Source organism: Bacillus sp. J33, from assembly GCF_000518885.1.
In the GTDB taxonomy this organism is placed as follows: Bacteria; Bacillota; Bacilli; order Bacillales; family Cytobacillaceae; genus Cytobacillus.
Window position 1 is genome coordinate 1 of record NZ_JAEL01000061.1, and the last position, 20,322, is coordinate 20,322.

Here is a 20,322-nt window from a genome sequence, read left to right on the forward strand (position 1 = left end):
AAGGCAATAAAAAGTACAGAAGCCGAAAAATAGATGTCGAGCCCGTCTTTGGACAAATTAAACACAACCGAAAATTCAACCGGTTTTCTCTAAGAGGCCTATCCAAAAACACCACGGATTGGGGTCTTATTTGTGTTGCCCACAATTTAAAAAAGTGGGATGATCTTCTACAAAACAGGTAAAAAGAGTGAAGGTTTAGGAGGATAAATNGGGATATCTCTCCTAATTTTGAATAAGTTACTCGAAATTGAGGACAAAATGATCTCAAAATAAAAAACTGACTCAAAAGAGTCGTCGTTCAACGACCTTTTGAGTCAACCTCTTCATAAGCCCTTTATTGCAATCTTCCTTCATTCCGCTCCTGGGCTTCCATGTCAAAGTGTGCATTAGACTGGTCAATGACACCGCTGTTATAGGCATTCATTATTTGAGCACTTACCTCATTTGTACCCTGTTCATCAAAAAAATACGGAGATTGCGCTTTCGGTTCTCTCTTTTCCATCGTCATCTGCTCCTTTTTAAAAATTTTAATAGGCTTTACTATTGTTCGATTTTTTGTTACAGATATTCAGGTTTTGCAGCTGTATAATTTAGGTAAAGGAGGAGATTAACATGGGCTTGAAGTATCACAAGATATTAGTCGCTGTAGATGGTTCAACTGAAGCTGAATGGGCATTTAAAAAAGCAATTGAGATTGCTAAAAGGAATAATGCCTCTATGGTATTGGCGCATATTATCGATACCCGGACTTTTGCCACTGTAGAAGCCTATGACCGCACCATTGCCGAGAGAGCTGACCGCTTTGCTTCTGAATTAATGGAAAAATATAAAAGAACTGCAATGGATGCAGGCATTGAGGATGTAAAGTTTGAAATTGATTACGGTTCTCCTAAAGTGAAGATTCCAAAAGATATTGCAAGGAAGCATAACGTCGACTTAATCATTTGCGGTGCTACAGGAATGAATGCAGTTGAGCGATTCCTAATTGGAAGCGTATCTGAACATATTACCCGCTATGCCCGCTGTGATGTCCTCGTTATAAGAACTGATAAAGAAGATGAGTAACGGAGATAGAGTGCCGGAGCCAGTCAGTTATTGAAGTTAAAAAGCTGCACTCTCTTATTAAAATAAGAGCGCTGTATTGATAACAGCGCTCTTGTGGCATTATGAATTCATAACCTGCTCTTTTTCCTCAAGGAATTTCTTTGCTTTTTCAATGGCAATGCTCACTTGTTTAAAGCCTGTCCCTCCGGCACTGTTTCGCCTTTTGACAGCCGTATAAGGGTCCAGCACTTCATAAATATCGTCTTCAAATAATGAATGTGCCTTCTTAAATTCATCAAGAGGCAATTCTCCTAGAAAACAGCCTTTTTGAACACATACAAGGACAAGTTTTCCGACAATCTCATGTGCCTCCCTGAATGGAATTCCCTTATCAGAAAGGTAATCGGCCAGTTCAGTTGCATTGGAAAAATCATTTTTTGTTGCTTTTTCCATTTGGTCTGAATTTACCTTCATTGTGCGAATCATGCCCGCAAAGATTTTCAGTGAACCGGTCACAGTTTTTACTGTGTCAAACATGCCTTCCTTGTCTTCTTGCATATCTTTATTATAGGCAAGCGGAAGCCCCTTTAAGACAGTGAGCAATCCCATAAGATTTCCGTATACACGGCCTGTCTTGCCGCGTATCAGTTCAGCCATATCAGGATTTTTCTTCTGCGGCATAATACTGCTTCCTGTTGCAAAGCTGTCATCAAGTTCAATGAATTGGAATTCCTGGCTTGACCAAAGAATAAATTCCTCACTTAGACGCGAAAGATGCATCATCAGGATTGAACTTGAAGATAAAAACTCAAGAATAAAATCTCGATCGCTGACAGCATCCAGACTATTTTCATAGATGCCTTCAAACCCCAGCAGTCCAGCTGAATATTCGCGGTCGATTGGGAAAGTTGTACCTGCCAGAGCTCCTGCCCCGAGAGGAGAAAGATTAATTCTCTTTAAGCTTTCTGCAAACCTTTCCTTATCGCGCTGCAGCATCCAGAAATAGGCCATCAAATGATGTGCAAAGGAAATTGGCTGGGCCCTTTGAAGATGTGTATATCCAGGCATAATGGTTTCCACATTTTTTTCAGCCTGCCCGATTAACTCTGCTTGCATTTCATTAATCAAATCAATAATCAGCTTCACTTGCTTTCGCAAGTATAAATGCATATCTGTCGCTACCTGATCATTTCGGCTTCTTGCTGTATGCAGCTTTCCGCCGACAGGACCAGCCAAATCAGTCAGATAACTTTCAAGATTCAAATGGATGTCTTCAAGCTTTACAGAGTATGACAGTTCATCATTGACAGCTTTCTCCTTTAGCTGTTGAAGCCCGCCTTTAATCTTCGCTGCTTCTTCCTCTGAAATAATACCTGTTTTGGAAAGCATGGCAACATGGGCCATGCTTCCCTCTATATCTTCCATAACTAATTCCTGGTCAAATGAAATCGATGCTCCAAATTCATCTACCCATTCTTCAGCAGATTTAGTAAATCTGCCGCCCCATAACTTTTTCACACTGTCACCTTCTTGTCATTCTGAACGATGCTTTGTACCTTGGTCGGCAATCCCCATAGCTTAATGAAGCCTACTGCAGCATTATGGTCAAATTCATCCTCAGATGTATAAGTAGCCAGTTTTTCATCATATAGTGAATAAGGAGATTTTCTTCCTTCCACAATAGCATGCCCTTTAAACAGCTTCACTCTTACTGTACCTGTTACAAAACCTTGCGTTTCCTTAAGGAATGCAGCCAGTGCATTATTCAGCTGTGAAAACCAAAGCCCCTCATAAATAAGCTCTGCAATTTTTTTCTCAATAACCGGTTTAAAATGCGCCACTTCTTTTACCAGTGTTAAATCCTCAAGCTCTTTATGCGCTTTAAGCAATATCATTGCCCCCGGACACTCATATACTTCACGGGACTTAATGCCGACAAGGCGGTTTTCAACATGATCAATTCGTCCAACCCCATGCTTGCCCCCAAGCTCATTCAGTTCAGCTATTAGTTCAGAAAGCTTCATGCCTTTCCCATTTAAGCTGACAGGAACACCCTTTTCAAAGCCGATTTCAACTGTATCAGGTGTATCGGGAGCTTTTTCAAGTGAAACGGTTAGATCATAAGCATCTTCTGGAGGTGCTGCCCATGGATCTTCAAGCACTCCGCATTCATTGCTTCTTCCCCATAAATTTTGGTCAATGCTGTATGGAGAATCAAGGTTAATTGGGATTGGAATATCATTTTGTTTTGCATATTCGATCTCTTCTTCACGTGACCAGCTCCACTCACGAACAGGGGCTAACACCTGAAGCTCAGGATTTAATGCCTGAATGGCCACTTCAAAACGAACCTGGTCGTTTCCTTTTCCTGTACATCCGTGTGCTACTGCAACTGCACCTTCCTTTTCTGCCACTTCAACAAGCTTTTTGGCGATCAGCGGACGTGAAAGAGCAGAAATTAAAGGATATTTGTTTTCATATAATGCGTGTGCCTGAAGGGCAATTAATGCATATTCATTAGCAAATTCTTCTTTTGCATCAATGACATAGGATTGAATTGCTCCGACAGACAAAGCTTTTTTCTGGATAAAGTTTAAGTCTTTTCCTTCGCCAACATCCAGGCAGCACGCAACAACTTCGTACCCTTGATCCTGAAGCCATTTAATAGCAACTGATGTATCTAAACCGCCTGAATAAGCAAGAACAACTTTATTTTGTGACATTATATTTCCTCCTCAAAATTATACGTATAAATATACAATTAATTTATGTTTTTATTCATTTATTATTCTCTTACTTTAACAACCTTTGTTTCAAAAATCAATACTTATTCTTAAAAATGTATAAAAATTAATGCGTTTTTTTCAAATAGACTGTGTTAAGGCTCATTGTTGATTTTTGCACCCTGTTGATTGGAGCGGAAGGCACGAGACTCCTGCGGGAGGAGCGTGTCAAAGGGAGACCCCGCAGGCGTTCGCGCCGAGGAGGCTTCCGGACCGCCCGCGGAAAGCGAGTGCCTGGAGCGGAAATCAACAGGCCAATAAAACAGAGCCTTCAAATAAAAAAGCAATAGCCTTAATAGACTTTTGCTTTTTGGTTTAGGCACTATTAAATTTGCCTGTTGTTTTCCGCTGAAAGCACTCAAGCATTCACAGGCGGACGTCGCCCCCCGGTGCATTCGCCCGTGGCGTCTCCGCTGACGCTTCTCACTCCGGACTTTGAATAAAGCTACCTCTAATAAACGAAAACACGTTAGCGCTTTCGAGAATCGCACCTTCCACTTCACTCAGCAGGCTGCTAATATCTGCTATAAGTTTTACAAAGCCTATGTTTAATAAATCAATGCTTCATAAACTGCTGACACCACATTTCCATATTGACTGATGCTATATATGTCCCCGTAAAACTTATGAGGGTCTTTTAAGGGATCAATAACTGGTGAGTGTTTTTTGTTTGTTAACAATGCAATGGCTAAATTATTTTCCCTGTCAATGACTGTAACCGTACCTGTCCAGCCTGTATGTCCAAATACTTCATTGCCTGCATATTTACTGAACATCCATTCCATGCTTGAATCTCCGTTCAAACGCCATCCTAATCCATATGTAGGGTTCATCTCATAAGGTTTCACAAACTGGTCTATTGTTTCTTTATCAAAAAGCTTTACTTTCCCATATCCGCCATTATTCAGCATAACCTGCATTAGCACAGCAAGATCTCCGGTTGTGGAGAATAATCCTGCATGTCCGGATACTCCGTCCATAGAATAGAAAGACTTCTCATCATGGACCTCTCCCTGGAGTGTATAGGTTCTTATATTAGGAAAAGAAATTACCCCATCTCTTGTATTCCCATTTAATTCAGTGGCAGCAAATTCCTTTTCTTTGAGTCCTTTGCGAAGAGGATTGAAAAATGTATGTTTTAAACCCAGCGGCTTATAAATATGATTTTCAGTATAGCTGTCAAGCTGCTCCCCTGTTATTTTTTCAATAATAAATCCAAGGAGCATATAATCGATATCACTATAAATCTGTTTTGTGCCTGGTTCATACTGAAGAGGGGTTTTTAGAAGCATCTCAAGTGTATTGGTTCTTTCCTGCGAATAAAGCTCCCCTGCTCGATCAGGGTTATGATAGTGGACACTTGATGGGAATCCCCCAGTATGATGGAGCAAATCAATGATACGGAGTTCATCCTTTCCTTTTACTTCATCCTCATTTGAATCCTTGAATTCAGGAAAATAATGCTGTATTTTCTCTTGCAGATCAACTTTTCCTTCACTTACCAAATGCTGGAGTACAAAATTAACAGCATACATTTTCGTATTTGATGCTAAATCAAACATTATGCCTGTCTTCATTTTCTGCGGATGTTTCAGTTGATCTGATTTTTCATATATTTTTGCGGTACCGTAAGCTGAGTTTTTGACAATTCTCCCGTCCTTAATAACAATAAGGACAGCTCCGGGAAAGCCATTTTTTATTTCTTTATTGATGAGCTTATCAATTTCTTTAAGTCCTTTTGAAGAAAAACCTGCATCCTCCGGTTTAGTTGCTTTTGATAAAGTTGGATACTCTGCAGTATTTTTATTCTTAAATACATATGCTTCTCTGTTGACAATTCCTGTTTTACCTAAGGTTTCTGCATTGGCTGCCGAGTGCGCTGGCAGGAGCAGTCCCAGCGCCATACTAAATACCGCTGCATTTTTTATAAACCTTTTCATATTCTCCTCCTTTAAATTAATTAAATATTTAAACAACTTATTTGATATTTAATAAACTTGTAAATTAAAACATCGGACTTCTTTTTACTTCAGTTCTTCAGAACCAGAAATAATTTATTTGCCAAAACTTTAATTAGTTCCATAGTATTATCTGCAAAAGTAAGAATGGATACTAAATCTTTCATGCAGCAAAGACAGCTTTATAGTAAAATGAATACAAGATTATTCTTTGGGGGCTTTAAAATGGAGGAGCATTTTTCACATGATAGCCGGCTTGGCATCCCAATTCCAGATTTTGACTGCGATTGGGATGAATATTCACCGAAAACCCAGCAGCTAATTCTTTTTCAGTGGGAAAAGATAAGAGGGAGGATTCCGGACCGGATTGCCGAGCTTGAAGCGGAAATCAACAGGAAACAGGCTAAGCTTTCGGATGAAGGCAATTTCGAGAAATCATGCAAACTTAACAGTGAAATTTCAGAGCTTGCGTCCATTATTAATGACTTATGGCTCTGGTATAGAACCAATCAGGATATTACAGGGAAAATACATTCATAAAAAAGCGCTTGTTCCAATTTTCCTTGGAAGCTTTCCTTGGTGCGGCATTTACAGAGCGTGGCAGTCATAAAAAATCCTTTCCGGGTGTGGAAAGGATTTTTTATTTATAAATCTTTCTTTAATTCCCTGACAACATGTCCAAGTTCTGGAAGAATCAGTTTATTCATGGCGAGGCGGACAGCACCAGAAGATCCTGGAGTAGAGAAAACAGCTGTATGATTGACAGAGCCGGCTGCTGCTCTGGATAGAATGGCGGCAGACCCGATATCCTCCGTATAGCTAAGCATTCGGAACAATTCACCAAACCCATCCATTTCTTTGTCAAATAATTCCCTCACTGTTTCAATCGTTACATCGCGCAAAGCAATTCCCGTCCCCCCATTAGTAAGTACAGCATCGATATTGGGGTCTTCGCATCCTTTTAAAACTGCCTCTCGTATTGAAGCAGTCTCATCTTTTACAATTACATAATCAGCAATTGAGTGCCCTGCTTCCTCCAGCAGCTGAATCATCAGCTTGCCGCTTTTATCTGTTTCTTGATCTCTCGTATCACTTACGGTTACAACTTTGCATTTTACTTCTTTTGGCGCTTCTTTTTTATGCTCAAATGTACTCACTTTGCATCACCTTTGCTTATCTCAATAGACTTGCGTAAAATCCTAGCCCCTCTTATTCTTTTCGTGCAAATACCTCATTTGATAATACTTATGTGCGAAATCTGTTACATTTCGTGTCAGCTGGTAATTTGCTCCCGCTCCGATTGCCATGCTGATAAATGGAATCCCTTGAACTGACCTTTTCCGAAAGAAATAAATGGCCATCGCTTTAAAGATCTGTTTAATGGGCTGCTCCATCCAAGTGATGTCAGCCAATTCTTCCTTCCCTTCATAAAAATAGGAGTCTTCCTGGTTTCGGAGCTCTTGCATCAGCTCTTCCCATGCACTGCCTTGCATGCGCGGCGGAAGAGTGGACGCATGGAAAACTTTAAGAGAGCTCATCATTTCATAAGGAGTATTTACCTCAAATCCATAGGCCATCGCAATCAGCTGTACTGCCCGAAGATTTATGACAGCCATTGCAGGAATATCTGCACCAAGCATCAATGTGCTTCCTGTACCAGCAATTCCTCCCTGAGCAAAAGAATATAGCCGATGGCGGGCAATTTGCTGCTGTGCTATGTATTGAAGCTGATCAATATTTAATGCTTTAAGATCTTCAACAGTCTCTATATCAGAATGAAAAACACGCCCTGCAGTCAAAATGCGTTCCTTTGCATCCATTTGCAGCTGTGAGCCCTGAATTAATGCATGAAGGTGGAACAGCCAGCTATCGAGGGATGAAAAAAACTGCTGCTGCACCTCTTCCGGCAGCATGGAAAAGGATCTTTCCAATGCCTTGTCGTATACCATTTCCAAATCATTGGGTTCATAGCTATATAATTTACTTTCCCAATCACGAATCCCGGCCAAAATACTATTTTCGCGTTCGCTCAATGGCATCCCAATCCCTCCAAAACATCTTATTGGTCTCAGTATAGCATAAGTAAGATGGTAAATTCTCCTTCCGGCTGATTATGATTTTCATACAAAAAAGCAAGGGCAGAAGCCCTTGCTTTTGGTTTTTTATTTAGATAATCTCACAACATCGCGTGCAATCATAACTTCCTCATTAGTCGGGATGATCATGACTTTGACTGGTGAGTGAGGATAGCTGATGAAAGCTTCTTCACCGCGCACTTTGTTCAATGCCGGGTCCCAGTAAACGCCCATGAATTCTAGTCCCTGAAGAACACGCTCACGGATGACATCACTGTTTTCACCAATTCCTGCGGTAAAGATAATGGCGTCCACGCCATACATGCGGGATGCATAAGATCCGATATACTTATGGATTCTGTTGGCGAATACTTCCAGTGCTAATTCCGCTCTCTCATTGCCTTCAACGGCCTGCGTTTCAATATCGCGAAGGTCACTTGAAAAACCAGATACGCCCAGCATTCCGCTCTTTTTATTTAGGATATCAAGAACTTCGTCAGCGTTCTTGCCTGTCTTTTCCATAATGAAAGGAATAAGGGCAGGGTCGATATTACCTGAACGAGTTCCCATTGTTACACCTGCAAGCGGAGTGAACCCCATTGAAGTGTCAATTGATTTTCCGCCTTCAATAGCCGTAATACTTGCGCCATTTCCCAAGTGGCAGGAAATTAGTCGAAGCTGTTCAAGCGGGCGGCCGAGCATTTCAGCAGCGCGTTCGGATACATATTTGTGTGATGTTCCATGGAACCCATACTTGCGGATGCCATATTTTTCATAATACTCATATGGCAAGCTATATAGGAATGAACTCTCTGGCATCGTTTGATGGAAAGCTGTATCAAACACTGCAACAGCCGGTACATCTGGAAGTACTTGCTGGAAGGCTTTGATTCCTGTAATATTGGCAGGATTGTGAAGAGGTGCAAGCTCTGAAAGCTCATCGATTTTTGCAAGAACTTCTTCTGTTATGACAACAGAATCGTTAAACGCTTCCCCTCCGTGAACAACACGGTGCCCTATGCCTTCAATCTCATCAAGTGATTGAATAATTCCAAGATTCGTTAATTTATCAAGCAAAATTTTAACTGCTACTTCATGATCGGGAATTTCTGTTACTTCTTTCATTTTTTCGCCATTTACAGAAATGTTGAAAACGGCATTATCCAACCCGATACGCTCAATTAAACCTTTTGTAATGACTTCTTCACTCGGCATTTCGAAAAGCTGAAACTTCAGCGAGGAACTGCCAGCGTTAATTGCTATAATTTTTGCCATAAAGCAACCGCTCCTTTAGAAAATGTTCAAAAAGCAGGGCTTTCCCCAAAATTGAACACATACTTTTATAAAAAAATCTATGCGATGTGATGTAAGGTGTAAAAGATATAACCTTATTTTGTACATCGGACATCATTAATATCTCTCAATTCCCCATTTAAACACTGAAACAGGCACATTTCAAGAAATACCTTGCATTGGTATCGTTTTCATGTTAAATTAAATATTTTCTGATTTTCTGATACTTCTCTATATTTCGGAACATTAAAAAAAGCCGCTAACAACATCGCGGCTTTCTGCGTTTTTTGAATTATTTACTATCTTTAAACCAGGCATCAATTTTATTAAGAATTTTTTCTACTTCCGCAGTTTTAGATAAGCTTGGCAGATTAACCAGAAGAGCCTGTTTTGGAGGAGTAATGCCTTCTCCTTTTTTCTGAAGAATGAAAATGCTTTTAGCTGCCCTTTCATTTTTAAAGAGGGTAAGCGGCAGCTGCATCATGCCTTGAATATAAGCATGGTCCTTTATATATTGATGAAGCTTTGGTGCCTGATCGCTTTCAAACATGCCATTTGGTATGATGAAAAATAGATAGCCGCCAGGCTTTACATGATTCATGCTTTGCTCAATAAACAGGTGATGGGAGTAGGAATGCCCTTCATCTGCTCTAAGCTTATACTCAGCCGACCTAACATCATTCGGGTAATAGCCGACAGGAAGATCGCTCACTACGGCATCCGCAGGTTCAATAAACAGCGGCTCAAGGCTATCCTGATTGAAAAACTGAATCGGATGCTCCTGCAAATTGGCATTAATATAAGCTAGTTTAATTAAAAGATCGTCAATTTCAACCCCTGTTGCCTCAACTGTTTTATCCTTTTGATGATTCATAATGGTGGTAAGTAAATTTCCTGTCCCAACAGCCGGGTCCAGAAGACGGAATGTTTTTTCCTGGATAAACTTGCCAACCAGATAGCCCATCAGCATGCCCACTGCATCAGGCGTCATTTGATGATTGGGCTGCACATTCTCCTTCATTCCCTTTAATATGGCAAGCTGAAAAGACTTTCTGACATCCTCGTTTGTATATTGACTTAAGTTAATGGATTCATAGCTCTTCTTCAGCCTTTTAACAGTCAGTTCGCTAAGCTCGTCCTGAAGAATACTTTCATGAAAAAGGTTTTCACCCGTTTCCGCTAAAGCTTCCAAGTATGTACACTGCAGTTCTTCCTGCATGATGGTTGCCGTTTCATTAAATATTGTAAATAAATCCTCAACCGGAGTTATTTTCACAGCATATTCCTCCCGTCCTTATTCTAATTTCCTATTTTAACGGGCTTTTGTTTCATTCACAAGTTTGGTGCTGAGAATGGATCTTTGTTTTATCCGCTAAATTTTAATGTTATCCGTGAAAAGCCGAGTCTATCAGCTATATTTGTACTTTATCCAAGCTAAAGAAACATGACCGCGAAATTCTTATTTATCAAGAAACTACGCTACCATCCCCATAGGGAAAAAAATGAAAGCCCCGGAACAATCCAGGGCTTTCATTGTCTTATTTAGCTTGCTTTGCAGCTTCTACGGCTGCTTCGTAGTTTGGATGATCTGTTGCTTCGCTAACGTATTCAGCATAAGTAACCGTGTCATTTGAATCAACCACAAAAACGGCACGAGCCAAAAGGCGAAGTTCCTTGATGGCAACTCCGTAAGCTTCTCCAAATGAAAGATCGCGATGATCGGAAACAGTTTGTACGTTTTCGATGCCTGCTGCTGCACACCAGCGTTTTTGAGCAAATGGAAGATCCACGCTGACTGTAATAACCTTAACATTGTCAAGCTTAGCCGCTTCTTCATTAAAACGGCGGGTTTGTGCATCACAAACACCTGTGTCGATAGAAGGAACAACACTGATCAAACGCACTTGTCCTTTTGAATCAGCAAGTGTTACTTCAGAAAGGTCGTTAGCCAGTACCTTGAACTCAGGAGCTTTATCTCCTGTTTTCACTTCATTTCCAAGCAATGTTACCGGATTGCCTTTAAATGTAATAGATGCCATATGAATCATCCTCCTTAATCACTTATGTACAGTGTAAATCATATCTTTTCAGAATCTTTTTTGCAATTATTATGAGTGCAATCCAAGAAAAAAGTTAACTCCCGCTGGGAAAGTTAACTTCCTTCTGTTAAATATTAAGGTCTTGTTTAGGCCCATTGTAATCCTGGCTGTTTTGGCTTTGGCTCTGCTGGTTCCCGCTGCTGCTTTCGCTGTTCTTATTATTGAACATTTGCTGGATCTTATCGACAGCTTGAGGGGCAAGGTCAAGGATTTTCTCATATAAATGTGTGCTCTCGTCCAGGTGAACCATTTTAACACCTTGGGAGTTAACAATTAGAAATGCAATCGGGGTAATAGAGACACCGCCACCGCTGCCTCCGCCAAAAGGATGGCTCTTTTGTTCGCCTGACTGTTCATCAAGCATGAATTCGCTTCCTCCTGCTGCAAATCCAAAGCCCACCTTTGAAACCGTTAAAATTACACTCCCGTCAGGGGTTTCAACAGGATCCCCAATAATGGTGTTAACATCAATCATTTCCTTCAGGTTTTCCATGGCAGTAGTCATTAGCCCTTGAATTGGATGGTCAGACATAAACTGCTCCTCCTCTTTTATACAGATTTTGAACCATCATCGGATAAGGCAGAGAGCCGCTTTGTTTTGAAATCAGGCCGCCCGCCTTTCCAAAATTTAATCAGTTTAATTCCTGCTAACATAGCATGCCCGACACGAAAATGAATCATACATGAAATAGCTGTTTGTGAAACGGCAAATTGAAATTGTGGTGTGATGGTGATATCAGGCCTTGCTTTCAGCTTCATGTAATGGCTGACTAAGCCCATAATACTGCCTTTAATCGCCCAAAGAGCCCCGGTTAGCATACCCGTATGTGCTGCATCACCGACTCCTGCGAAGGTATGCCATTCAAGTTTGCTGATGGTCACATGCCTTAGGAATTTCCGGATAATTTTATGAAGAGAAACAATATGATTTATCAATTCTCTTGTATCATGAAGGCTATTGATAAGATCCTTTGCAGAGAATTGTTTCGTATCTTTATTCGCAGTGTCTTCCTGAGGCCCCGCTGCTTTTTTTTCTTTAACAACGAGAGTTTGCGAGTCTTCATCGACTTTTATAAGCGGGACTTCAATTTTGTATCGGATTAGGCCGAACCATGCTTTGAATTGGATCTTAACATGATCATTATCATTTCCATGATAAAAATGAAATAAGATTTTCAATTTTGTTGCCATAATTAAAATGAAAAGAAGTATGAGGGCAATTACGGCAATAAGTAGCCACTTCACTTTTTTCACACCCTTTCAGCCATGTATTATGCCCAAATGGCAAAAAATAAACCTGCCACCAAAGAGTGACAGGCTTATGGAAAATATTTGGCTATATTCTTTCATGGACAACGGAAGTATCAGCAAAAAGATCATGAAGACCTTGCTTTTTCGGAAGGAAGGCCACTATTAAATAGCCTATAAAAACAGTCACTGAAATGAACCGGCCGATCCATTCACGGAATAGAACTGTGCTCCAAGTCAGTTTTTGTCCTTCCAGGTCAATCACCTTCAAGCCAAAAACCATCTTACCGAGTGTCTGGCCAAAGAATTTTGTCATTAATACAAAATAACCGTAAAAAGTTATGGCAGTTGCGATCGTAATCGGCGCAAATAAGCTGCTTTCATGCAATGGGATATCCATAGCCCGGAAGATCGGATTAATCAAGATTCTATCAATGCTGCCAACAACAACTAAATCAATAAGATACGCCCAAAATCGCATCCAGAATCCCGCATATTTGATGTGGACCGAAGCTTTAAGTTCCGAGCCATAACTTCCTTGGACCTTGTCAAAGGAAGTTTCAGAGGCTTGAACCGAAGATATATCTCCTTTCTCATTATTAGACATTGATTCAGGCTGTAACAACTCATTTTCATTCCGGTCATTTAAAGTCATTTAACCGCCCCCCTATTCAGCATAAAGATACATTAAGCGCGGTGAATTTGGCTGGGACAGCATTTTCATTAATCCTGCCATTTCAAGATCTTCACCCATGATCTTGCGCGCACCCATGCTGAACATGGAACCAAATCCAAGGTTTTCACTATATTTTACAACCTGTGCATCCTTTAAGCTATGATCTTTCTTTAATTGATCAATTACGTCATTTTCATATCCAAAACCATCGATAAGGTTTAATTCTTTTGCCTGGCGCCCGTCATAGATGCGGCCATCCGCAATTTCTTTAACCTTTTGCTCAGGTAATCCTCGTCCCTCAGAAATCACTTTAACAAACCCCTCATACGAATTGTCGATCATGGATTGAAGAATGTGTCTTTCTTCATCAGTCATGTCCCTTGTTGGGCTCATGATATCTTTATAAGGGCCGCTCTTGATTGTAACAAACTCAACTCCATACTTTTCAGCCAAGCCAGCATAGTTATATCCTTGCATAATGACACCAAGTGAACCAGTCAATGTTTCAGGGCTGGCAAAGATTTTATCAGCAGGGGCAGAAATATAATAGCCCCCGGAAGCAGCCATGGATCCCATTGATATGTAGATCGGTTTCTTTGTTTCTTTCTGGATTTCAACAATCTTATCATGAATTTCCGCGCTTTCTACCACACCCCCGCCTGGAGAGTTAACACTTATTACAATAGCTTTTACCGCATTATCTTCTTTTACATAATCGAGATTTTTCATAAACCCTTTGTGATTATAGCCCGGACTTGCAAAGAAAGATGCTGCGTCACCGGTATCCTGAATGACCCCGTTAACATCAAGAACTGCTATTTTCTTTGCAGCATTCCCTTCTTCAATCACTTCTTCCATAAACGCCTCATTGCTGGCAAATAAATCGGTAACAGAACTTTCAATATCCGTAAAAGCAAATGCCGAGACAAAATTCAGCACAACCGAAAATACAAATAAACCAGCTGCTATCCCCAGTGCAGCCCAACGTTTTCCATTCATTTCAAATCCTCCTTTAATCGACGTTCAGAAAAGTCCTCCAACAGTTGGCTCACATCTGCTTCTGAGGTTTTTACCCCTGAAGCCAAATCCGTCACATATTCTTCATACGTATAAACTTTTAAAATGTTTCAAAAAAAGGTAAACTGAATTCAACATCCATAATCATAGCAAAATATGAATTATATGGGAAAGAAAATCCATTTATCCCGCATTAACGGGCAGTAAGACCCCCACTTCAAGACTTTGAGAGAACAATAAAAGATAAGTGGGGGATCAACTGCCCGTAAAAGCCCGATTGGTTCAACTAACAATCAGTGGGGGATGGAAAAAAACCCCCACTGATTGAAGTTTCACTTTATTAATACCTATTGTTTGGAGGAATGAATATGCCAACACGCCGCAACATTTATTTTTACCATAAACGAGACAACGAAATGATGGAAAAAGTCAGCCCTCTTTACAATCTTGCCAAAGAACATAAATTTGATATCGTAACCGACCACAGGCAAGCAAATATCATTGTAAGCATTGGAGGGGATGGAACCTTTTTGCAGGCAGTCCGCAAAACCGGCTTCAGGGATGATTGCTTATATGCCGGAATCTCAACAACAGGTTCCTTGAGCCTCTACTGTGATTTCCAGCTGGATGACACCGCAAAAATGGTAGAAGCAATGACAAATGAACAAGTCGAAGTTAGGCGCTATCCAACTATTGAAGTAACAGTTGATGACCAGACCTCTTTTCAGTGCTTGAACGAGTTCAGCATCCGCTCTGCCATAATCAAAACCTTTGTCATTGATGTCTTTATTGATGATCTTCATTTTGAAACCTTTAGGGGAGACGGAATGATAGTGGCCACTCCAACCGGAAGCACTGCCTATAATAAATCTGTTAATGGATCTGTTGTTGACCCAATGCTTCCTTGCATGCAGGTTAGTGAATTGGCCTCTCTCAATAACAACCGTTATCGTACGCTGGGCTCATCATTTATCCTGAGCGGAAACCGCAAATTAACATTAAAGATTGTACAGGATGGAAATGACCACCCTACCATGGGGATGGATAATGAAGCACTAAGCATTCAGCATGTAGAAAAAATTGATATTAAGCTTAGTGACAAAATCATTAAAACGGTAAAGCTGAAGGACAATTCTTTCTGGGAGAAAGTAAGAAGAACCTTTTTATAAAACGCTGTTTTCGTAACGTTTGTTGATTTACAGGGCTAACTAAGGTACATCAACTGCTGGGTGGCCCCGGCAAATCGCGAAAAAGCGGGCATCCAAACCGGAAATCTGCAGGCAAATTTAACGGAGCCTATAAAAAAGAGTTTCGCAGCTGCTGCGAAACTCTTCTTCTATATACCGATCCCCCGGCCTCTTTTCCATTTAGTTTCCCAATGGACAAAAAGCCTTGTCCTTGAAATGGAGTAGATCGTTAACGCCACCCATATAAACATAAAAGAAAGCAGGTGCAGCTTTGTAAAATGCTCGTGATAGACAAACACTCCGAGAATTAGTGTCAATGTCGGTGCAATATACTGCAAAAACCCTAGCATGGACAATGGTATCTTTTGGGCTCCTTTAGCAAAATACAGCAGCGGTATGGCCGTTGCTGCGCCAGCCCCTATGAGAAGCAAGTCGGTGCTTGCGGAAACATGCAGGAAAGCCTGTTTGTCATTTATGAAAAGTGCAGCCATATAAATAAATGCGATTGGAGTTACTACAAGAGTCTCCAGCGTTAGGCCAATAGCCGAATCCACTTTAATGAGCTTTTTGGCTAGCCCGTAAAGGCCAAACGACAGGGCCAGAACAATGGCAATCCACGGAAAGCGTCCATAGCTTAAGGTTAAAATCATGACACCTGCAAATGCCAGCCCAAAGGATATATATTGAGCAGGAGAAAGTTTTTCTTTAAAAACAATCATGCCCAGCAGAACACTTACAAGCGGGTTTATATAATAACCGAGGCTGGCCTCGATCATTTGATCCGAATTAACCGCCCAAATGTATAAAAACCAGTTTGTGCTAATTAGCAGGGATGCAATAACAAGGGCATAAAACTGCTTTCTATTGGTCCGGAATCCTTTTAAAGTCACCACAAAAGATTCCCGCTTTTTTGTGGCCAGCAAAATAAACAGCATAAAGAAAAAAGACCAGAAAACCCGGTTCGCCAAGATTTCATCCGCATTAACATGATTCAAATACTTCCAGTAAACAGGCAGGATTCCCCATAGAAAATAAGCAACACCTGCATAAAGAGCTCCCATTTGCACTTCATTATTTTTCATTGTCATTGCCTCGATTCTTCTAGTATCGAAATATTTATATTATAAGTCGAACTGAAAAATGTTGGCAATCATTTTCTCTCTAAAAACTGTGCTATGCACTTAATGATCTGCATCATAAACAATTTTGCCGTCAATGACTGTTTTGTCCACTGTGAGGCCGGCTATCTGCTGCTTTGGTATTTTGAAAATATCTTCTTTTAAAATGGTGAAATCTGCAAGATAACCCTCCTTGATGATTCCCCTGTTATTTTCATGGGATGCCGCATAAGCGCTTCCTTTGGTGAATAAGCTGACTGCTTCATAAACAGATAGCGCCTCGCTTGGGTAATAGACTGTTTTATGCGGGTCATCGATATTGGTCCTTGTGACTGCTGCATGAATGCCAAGAAGCGGATTGGCCGGTTCTATTGGGGCATCTGAGCCGCCTGCACAAGGTACCCCTTCTTCTAAAAGAGTCTTCCAAGCATAGCAATACTCCATGTACTCTTCGCCAATGCGGTCAATCACCCAAGGAAAATCGGAAGCTGTAAATCTAGGCTGGATATCAAGGATAAGCGGCAGTTTTTTTGCTCTGTCAATGAGTTCCTTGCGCAGAATTTGCGCATGGATCATCCTGTCCCTTCCCTTGCCTTCTAAAGGATGCTTTTCTATCGCATTTAAAGCCATTTCAAAAGCAAGATCTCCAATCGTATGGATTGCAGCCGGCATTTTATGCCGGCGAGCTTTTTCCACTAAACCATCAAGCTGTTCCTGTGAGTATATAGCAACACCCGAGGTCTTTGGGTCGTCTGCATATGGATGGCTTAAAAGGGCTGTTCTTCCCCCAAGTGCTCCGTCGGCAAAAATCTTCATAGCTCCAAACTCAATATGCTCGCTGCCTCCCAGAAATCTTCCGCCTTCCTCAGCCATGTCTTCCACAACCTCATGATGAACGAGAAGATGAGCACGGAACGGCATATTCTCTTCCTCTATTACCTGCTTGAATGCCTGGTAAGTTTGGGCGAAGCCTCCGTAATAATTGAGGTCTTCTGTATGCCCTCCTGTCAGTCCCAGCCTATACGCATCTGTTATGGCTGCGCGAAGTGCCTTCTTTAAATAGGTTTCTGAAACAGCAGGCAGCACATTAAACAAAAGCTCCTGGGCCTGATCCTTTAATAGGCCATTTGGTTTTCCATCTACATCTCTATCTATAACTCCGCCAGGGGGGCACTCTGTATCTTCTGATATATTGGCTTTTTTCAAACCAAGCGTGTTGACTGCTAATGCATGTCTGCACACTCGCTTAAGCATAACAGGGTGGTTTGGCACATATTTATCAAGCTCCTGTGCATATATTGGTTCAGGGTGATCCCATAGATTCTCATTCCAGCCTTCACCAATTACCCAGTCCCCTTCCTCAATTGTTTCTGAAAAACGCTGGACCGCCAAAAGAACTTCCTGCTTGGATGTATGCTTTGATAAGTCTAGCCGAATAAGCCTTTCTCCATGGCCAATCAAATGCATATGGCTATCCACAAAGCCCGGAAGCATTGTACTGCCCTTCAAATCGATTTCTTCTTGTATTTCCTCTTTATACTTTTGCCTTAAGAACTCAGTGCCGCCTATTTCAATAATTTTATTCCCCATTGTAAAGACGGCTTCTGTCTGATGATTATCATGCTGAAGGGTATAAATAGTGCCCCCATGCCAAAGCGTTCCCATAAATCTTTTCTCCTTTGCCATCCAAAAAATTCATTTTCACATAGTATAACAAAAATACAGGCGGAATTCCCGCCTGTATTTTTGAAGCTATTTACTTTTGAGCTGAAGCTGTTTCTGCCTCTTTCTTTCTTAATTCCACACGCATTATTTTTCCTGATGTAGTTTTAGGAAGTTCAGAGAGAAATTCAATCTTGCGCGGATATTTATATGGCGCTGTCAGTTCTTTCACATGCTCTTGAAGCACAGACACCAGGCTTGGATCATTTTTGTCTACGCCTTCCCTTAAAACAACAAAGGCTTTGACAATATTGCCACGAACTTCATCCGGGCTTCCTACAACTGCACATTCAGCCACATAAGGATGCTTTACAAGTGCATCTTCAACTTCAAATGGCCCAATTGTATAGCCTGAACTGATAATAATATCATCGCCGCGCCCTTCAAACCAAAAATATCCGTCTTCGTCTTTTTTGGCTTTATCTCCGGTAATATAGTAATCGCCGCGGAATTGCATAGCCGTTCTTTCCGGATCCTTATAATAGTTCTTAAATAACGCAGGAGTTTCTACATGAACAGCGATATCTCCAACTTCGCCTACTTCACAAATTTCTCCATCTTCATTGATGATTTCAACCCTGTTCCCAGGAGTCGGTTTGCCCATTGAGCCTGCTTTAAGCTCCATATCTTTTGTGATTCCGACAAGCAGGGTATTTTCTGTTTGTCCATAGCCATCACGCACATTCACATTAAAATGCTTCTTGAACGTATCAATGACTTCACGGTTAAGCGGCTCACCGGCTGAAACAGCACTGTGAAGTTCAGGAAGCCTATATTCCTGTATATTCTCCACCTTTGCCATAAGCCTGTACTCTGTTGGCGTGCAGCAAAGGACATTTACCTTATAGTCCTCCAGAAGCTGTAAATATTTTTTCGGCTCGAACTTACCATTGTAGACAAGCCCTGTTGCTCCTGACCCTAGAACAGATAGGAACGGACTCCAAATCCACTTTTGCCAGCCCGGGCCAGCAGTTGCCCATACTGTATCTCCTTCATTAATGCAAAGCCAGTTTGGAGCAGCCGTCTTAAGATGCGCATATGCCCATCCGTGTGTATGAACAACCCCTTTAGGGTTTCCTGTTGTTCCAGATGTATATGAAAGGAACGCCATATCGTCTTTTGAAGTATCAGCCAGCGGCAGCTCATCAGAAGCCTTCTTCATTTCCTCGTCCAGATGAATCCAGCCTTCCGCCTTTCTGCCGATTACAAACTTTGGAATGCCGGATGCTTCCTTAATATCTTTAAATTGGTCAACATACGGATAATAACTTACAATACCCTTTACATCCCCATGATTAATTCGGTATTGCAGATCTTTAGTCCGCAGCATTTCCGAACTTGGTATGACGACAATCCCGGCTTTTAAAGAAGCCGTATATACCTGATATGCTTCAATTAGCCTTGGAACAATAATTAGAATAACATCACCCTTTTGCAGACCGTTCCCCAAGAAAACGTTTCCAATTCTATTCGCATTACTGATCAGTTCACTGTATGTAACTTCTTTTTTCTCACCATGCTCATTTTCCCACTTGATTGCAAGCTTGTCCTTATCCTTGGCATACCGCTCCATTTCTGATACGAGATTGTATTTCTCCGGTGCAATTAAATCTTCCCGTTTCATCAAATCTCCCCCTAACAATGTCATTTGCTGATGCCTGAACATAGATGTCTCTCTATAAAAATTATTATACTAAATTATTATAAAATTTTAAATTATTTATCTTTTGGAAAATAATTATTGTACACAAATAAGGAGCAGGAATGGGATTCCTGCTCCTTGTAGCCATATTATTTAATTATTTTTGGAAACCGCCCATTTGCTGTTCAGCCATTTGAACTAAACGCTTAGTGATTTCTCCTCCTACTGAACCGTTAGCGCGAGAAGTAGTTTCAGCACCAAGGTTTACACCAAATTCAGTAGCGATTTCATATTTCATTTGGTCTAGAGCCTGTTGTACTCCAGGAACTAGAAGTTGGTTTGAGTTGTTGTTGTTTGCCATGTGATTTCACCTCCTTGTGAGTATAGAATGTGTAGAATCACATGGCCATATTCAAGTTTTTACTGGTAATTTCTTTCAATTTTTATTGTAATTTATCTA

At 41.0% G+C, this 20,322-nt stretch carries 21 protein-coding genes; 4 read left to right on the forward strand and 17 right to left on the reverse strand.

All coding sequences use genetic code 11. From position 1 onward, the window contains the following. The coding region (locus L634_RS31325) for a transposase (RefSeq protein ID WP_034262390.1) at positions 1–182 on the forward strand (182 nt) is incomplete at its 5' end. Positions 183–334: 152 nt separating this feature from the next. Here the strand turns inward: L634_RS31325 and L634_RS33905 are convergent. Beyond that, entirely contained in the window at positions 335–502 is a 168-nt protein-coding gene (locus L634_RS33905) for a hypothetical protein (RefSeq protein ID WP_198029784.1), read from the reverse strand. Positions 503–612: 110 nt separating this feature from the next. On the opposite strand from L634_RS33905, the gene L634_RS0116990 reads away from it, so the two are divergent. Then, entirely contained in the window at positions 613–1,065 is a 453-nt protein-coding gene (locus tag L634_RS0116990; protein WP_026583474.1) for a universal stress protein, read from the forward strand. Positions 1,066–1,164: 99 nt separating this feature from the next. On the opposite strand, the gene argH is transcribed toward L634_RS0116990, so the two are convergent. From argH to pbp4b, 3 genes are all read right to left on the reverse strand, one after another. Then, positions 1,165–2,562, reverse strand: a complete 1,398-nt coding sequence (gene argH / locus L634_RS0116995) for an argininosuccinate lyase (protein ID WP_026583475.1) — start codon at positions 2,560–2,562, stop codon at positions 1,165–1,167. Continuing rightward, on the reverse strand, positions 2,559–3,770 hold the full coding sequence (locus tag L634_RS0117000) for an argininosuccinate synthase (RefSeq protein WP_198029785.1): 1,212 nt from the start codon (positions 3,768–3,770) through the stop codon (positions 2,559–2,561). The genes argH and L634_RS0117000 overlap by 4 nt, the downstream gene beginning before the upstream one ends. 605 nt (positions 3,771–4,375) lie before the next feature. After that, positions 4,376–5,767, reverse strand: a complete 1,392-nt coding sequence (pbp4b, locus tag L634_RS0117010) for a penicillin binding protein PBP4B (RefSeq protein WP_026583478.1) — start codon at positions 5,765–5,767, stop codon at positions 4,376–4,378. 243 nt (positions 5,768–6,010) lie between these two features. Between pbp4b and L634_RS0117015 the strand changes: the two genes are divergently transcribed. Continuing rightward, the gene (locus L634_RS0117015; RefSeq protein WP_026583479.1) at positions 6,011–6,325 is read left to right on the forward strand and encodes an ABC transporter C-terminal domain-containing protein; all 315 of its coding nucleotides are present in this window, start codon (positions 6,011–6,013) and stop codon (positions 6,323–6,325) included. 104 nt (positions 6,326–6,429) lie between these two features. On the opposite strand, the gene L634_RS0117020 is transcribed toward L634_RS0117015, so the two are convergent. The 9 genes from L634_RS0117020 to sppA all read right to left on the reverse strand — a co-directional run bounded on the left by L634_RS0117020 (position 6,430) and on the right by sppA (position 14,175). Further along, on the reverse strand, positions 6,430–6,942 hold the full coding sequence (locus L634_RS0117020; protein WP_026583480.1) for a MogA/MoaB family molybdenum cofactor biosynthesis protein: 513 nt from the start codon (positions 6,940–6,942) through the stop codon (positions 6,430–6,432). A gap of 42 nt (positions 6,943–6,984) precedes the next feature. Beyond that, positions 6,985–7,824, reverse strand: coding sequence for an EcsC family protein (locus L634_RS0117025; RefSeq protein ID WP_026583481.1), 840 nt, complete (start codon positions 7,822–7,824; stop codon positions 6,985–6,987). Between the two features lie 123 nt (positions 7,825–7,947). Then, the gene (locus tag L634_RS0117030; RefSeq protein WP_026583482.1) at positions 7,948–9,135 is read right to left on the reverse strand and encodes an acetate kinase; all 1,188 of its coding nucleotides are present in this window, start codon (positions 9,133–9,135) and stop codon (positions 7,948–7,950) included. Between the two features lie 310 nt (positions 9,136–9,445). Then, positions 9,446–10,429 (reverse strand): class I SAM-dependent methyltransferase, encoded by a 984-nt coding sequence (locus tag L634_RS0117035; protein ID WP_026583483.1) that lies wholly within the window; start codon positions 10,427–10,429, stop codon positions 9,446–9,448. A 262-nt stretch (positions 10,430–10,691) separates the two neighbouring features. Continuing rightward, positions 10,692–11,192, reverse strand: coding sequence for a thiol peroxidase (gene tpx, locus L634_RS0117040; protein WP_026583484.1), 501 nt, complete (start codon positions 11,190–11,192; stop codon positions 10,692–10,694). Between the two features lie 127 nt (positions 11,193–11,319). Further along, positions 11,320–11,784, reverse strand: coding sequence for a GerW family sporulation protein (gene ytfJ, locus L634_RS0117045; RefSeq protein ID WP_026583485.1), 465 nt, complete (start codon positions 11,782–11,784; stop codon positions 11,320–11,322). 17 nt (positions 11,785–11,801) lie between these two features. Beyond that, entirely contained in the window at positions 11,802–12,497 is a 696-nt protein-coding gene (locus tag L634_RS0117050; protein ID WP_026583486.1) for a DUF2953 domain-containing protein, read from the reverse strand. Positions 12,498–12,588: 91 nt separating this feature from the next. Continuing rightward, positions 12,589–13,155 (reverse strand): RDD family protein, encoded by a 567-nt coding sequence (locus L634_RS0117055; protein WP_026583487.1) that lies wholly within the window; start codon positions 13,153–13,155, stop codon positions 12,589–12,591. A 12-nt stretch (positions 13,156–13,167) separates the two neighbouring features. After that, on the reverse strand, positions 13,168–14,175 hold the full coding sequence (gene sppA / locus L634_RS0117060; RefSeq protein ID WP_026583488.1) for a signal peptide peptidase SppA: 1,008 nt from the start codon (positions 14,173–14,175) through the stop codon (positions 13,168–13,170). Between the two features lie 386 nt (positions 14,176–14,561). Between sppA and L634_RS0117065 the strand changes: the two genes are divergently transcribed. After that, on the forward strand, positions 14,562–15,362 hold the full coding sequence (locus tag L634_RS0117065; RefSeq protein WP_026583489.1) for an NAD kinase: 801 nt from the start codon (positions 14,562–14,564) through the stop codon (positions 15,360–15,362). A gap of 167 nt (positions 15,363–15,529) precedes the next feature. On the opposite strand, the gene rarD is transcribed toward L634_RS0117065, so the two are convergent. From rarD to L634_RS0117085, 4 genes are all read right to left on the reverse strand, one after another. Further along, entirely contained in the window at positions 15,530–16,462 is a 933-nt protein-coding gene (gene rarD, locus L634_RS0117070) for an EamA family transporter RarD (RefSeq protein WP_026583490.1), read from the reverse strand. 99 nt (positions 16,463–16,561) lie between these two features. After that, positions 16,562–18,163 carry an amidohydrolase gene (locus L634_RS0117075; RefSeq protein ID WP_026583491.1) on the reverse strand — a complete coding sequence of 534 codons (1,602 nt, stop codon included), beginning with the start codon at positions 18,161–18,163 and terminating at the stop codon, positions 16,562–16,564. Between the two features lie 91 nt (positions 18,164–18,254). After that, the gene (gene mbcS / locus L634_RS0117080) at positions 18,255–19,844 is read right to left on the reverse strand and encodes an acyl-CoA synthetase MbcS (protein ID WP_026583492.1); all 1,590 of its coding nucleotides are present in this window, start codon (positions 19,842–19,844) and stop codon (positions 18,255–18,257) included. Between the two features lie 175 nt (positions 19,845–20,019). Further along, complete coding sequence (locus tag L634_RS0117085) at positions 20,020–20,223, reverse strand: alpha/beta-type small acid-soluble spore protein (protein WP_026583493.1); 204 nt, start codon at positions 20,221–20,223, stop codon at positions 20,020–20,022. Positions 20,224–20,322 lie beyond the last annotated feature (99 nt).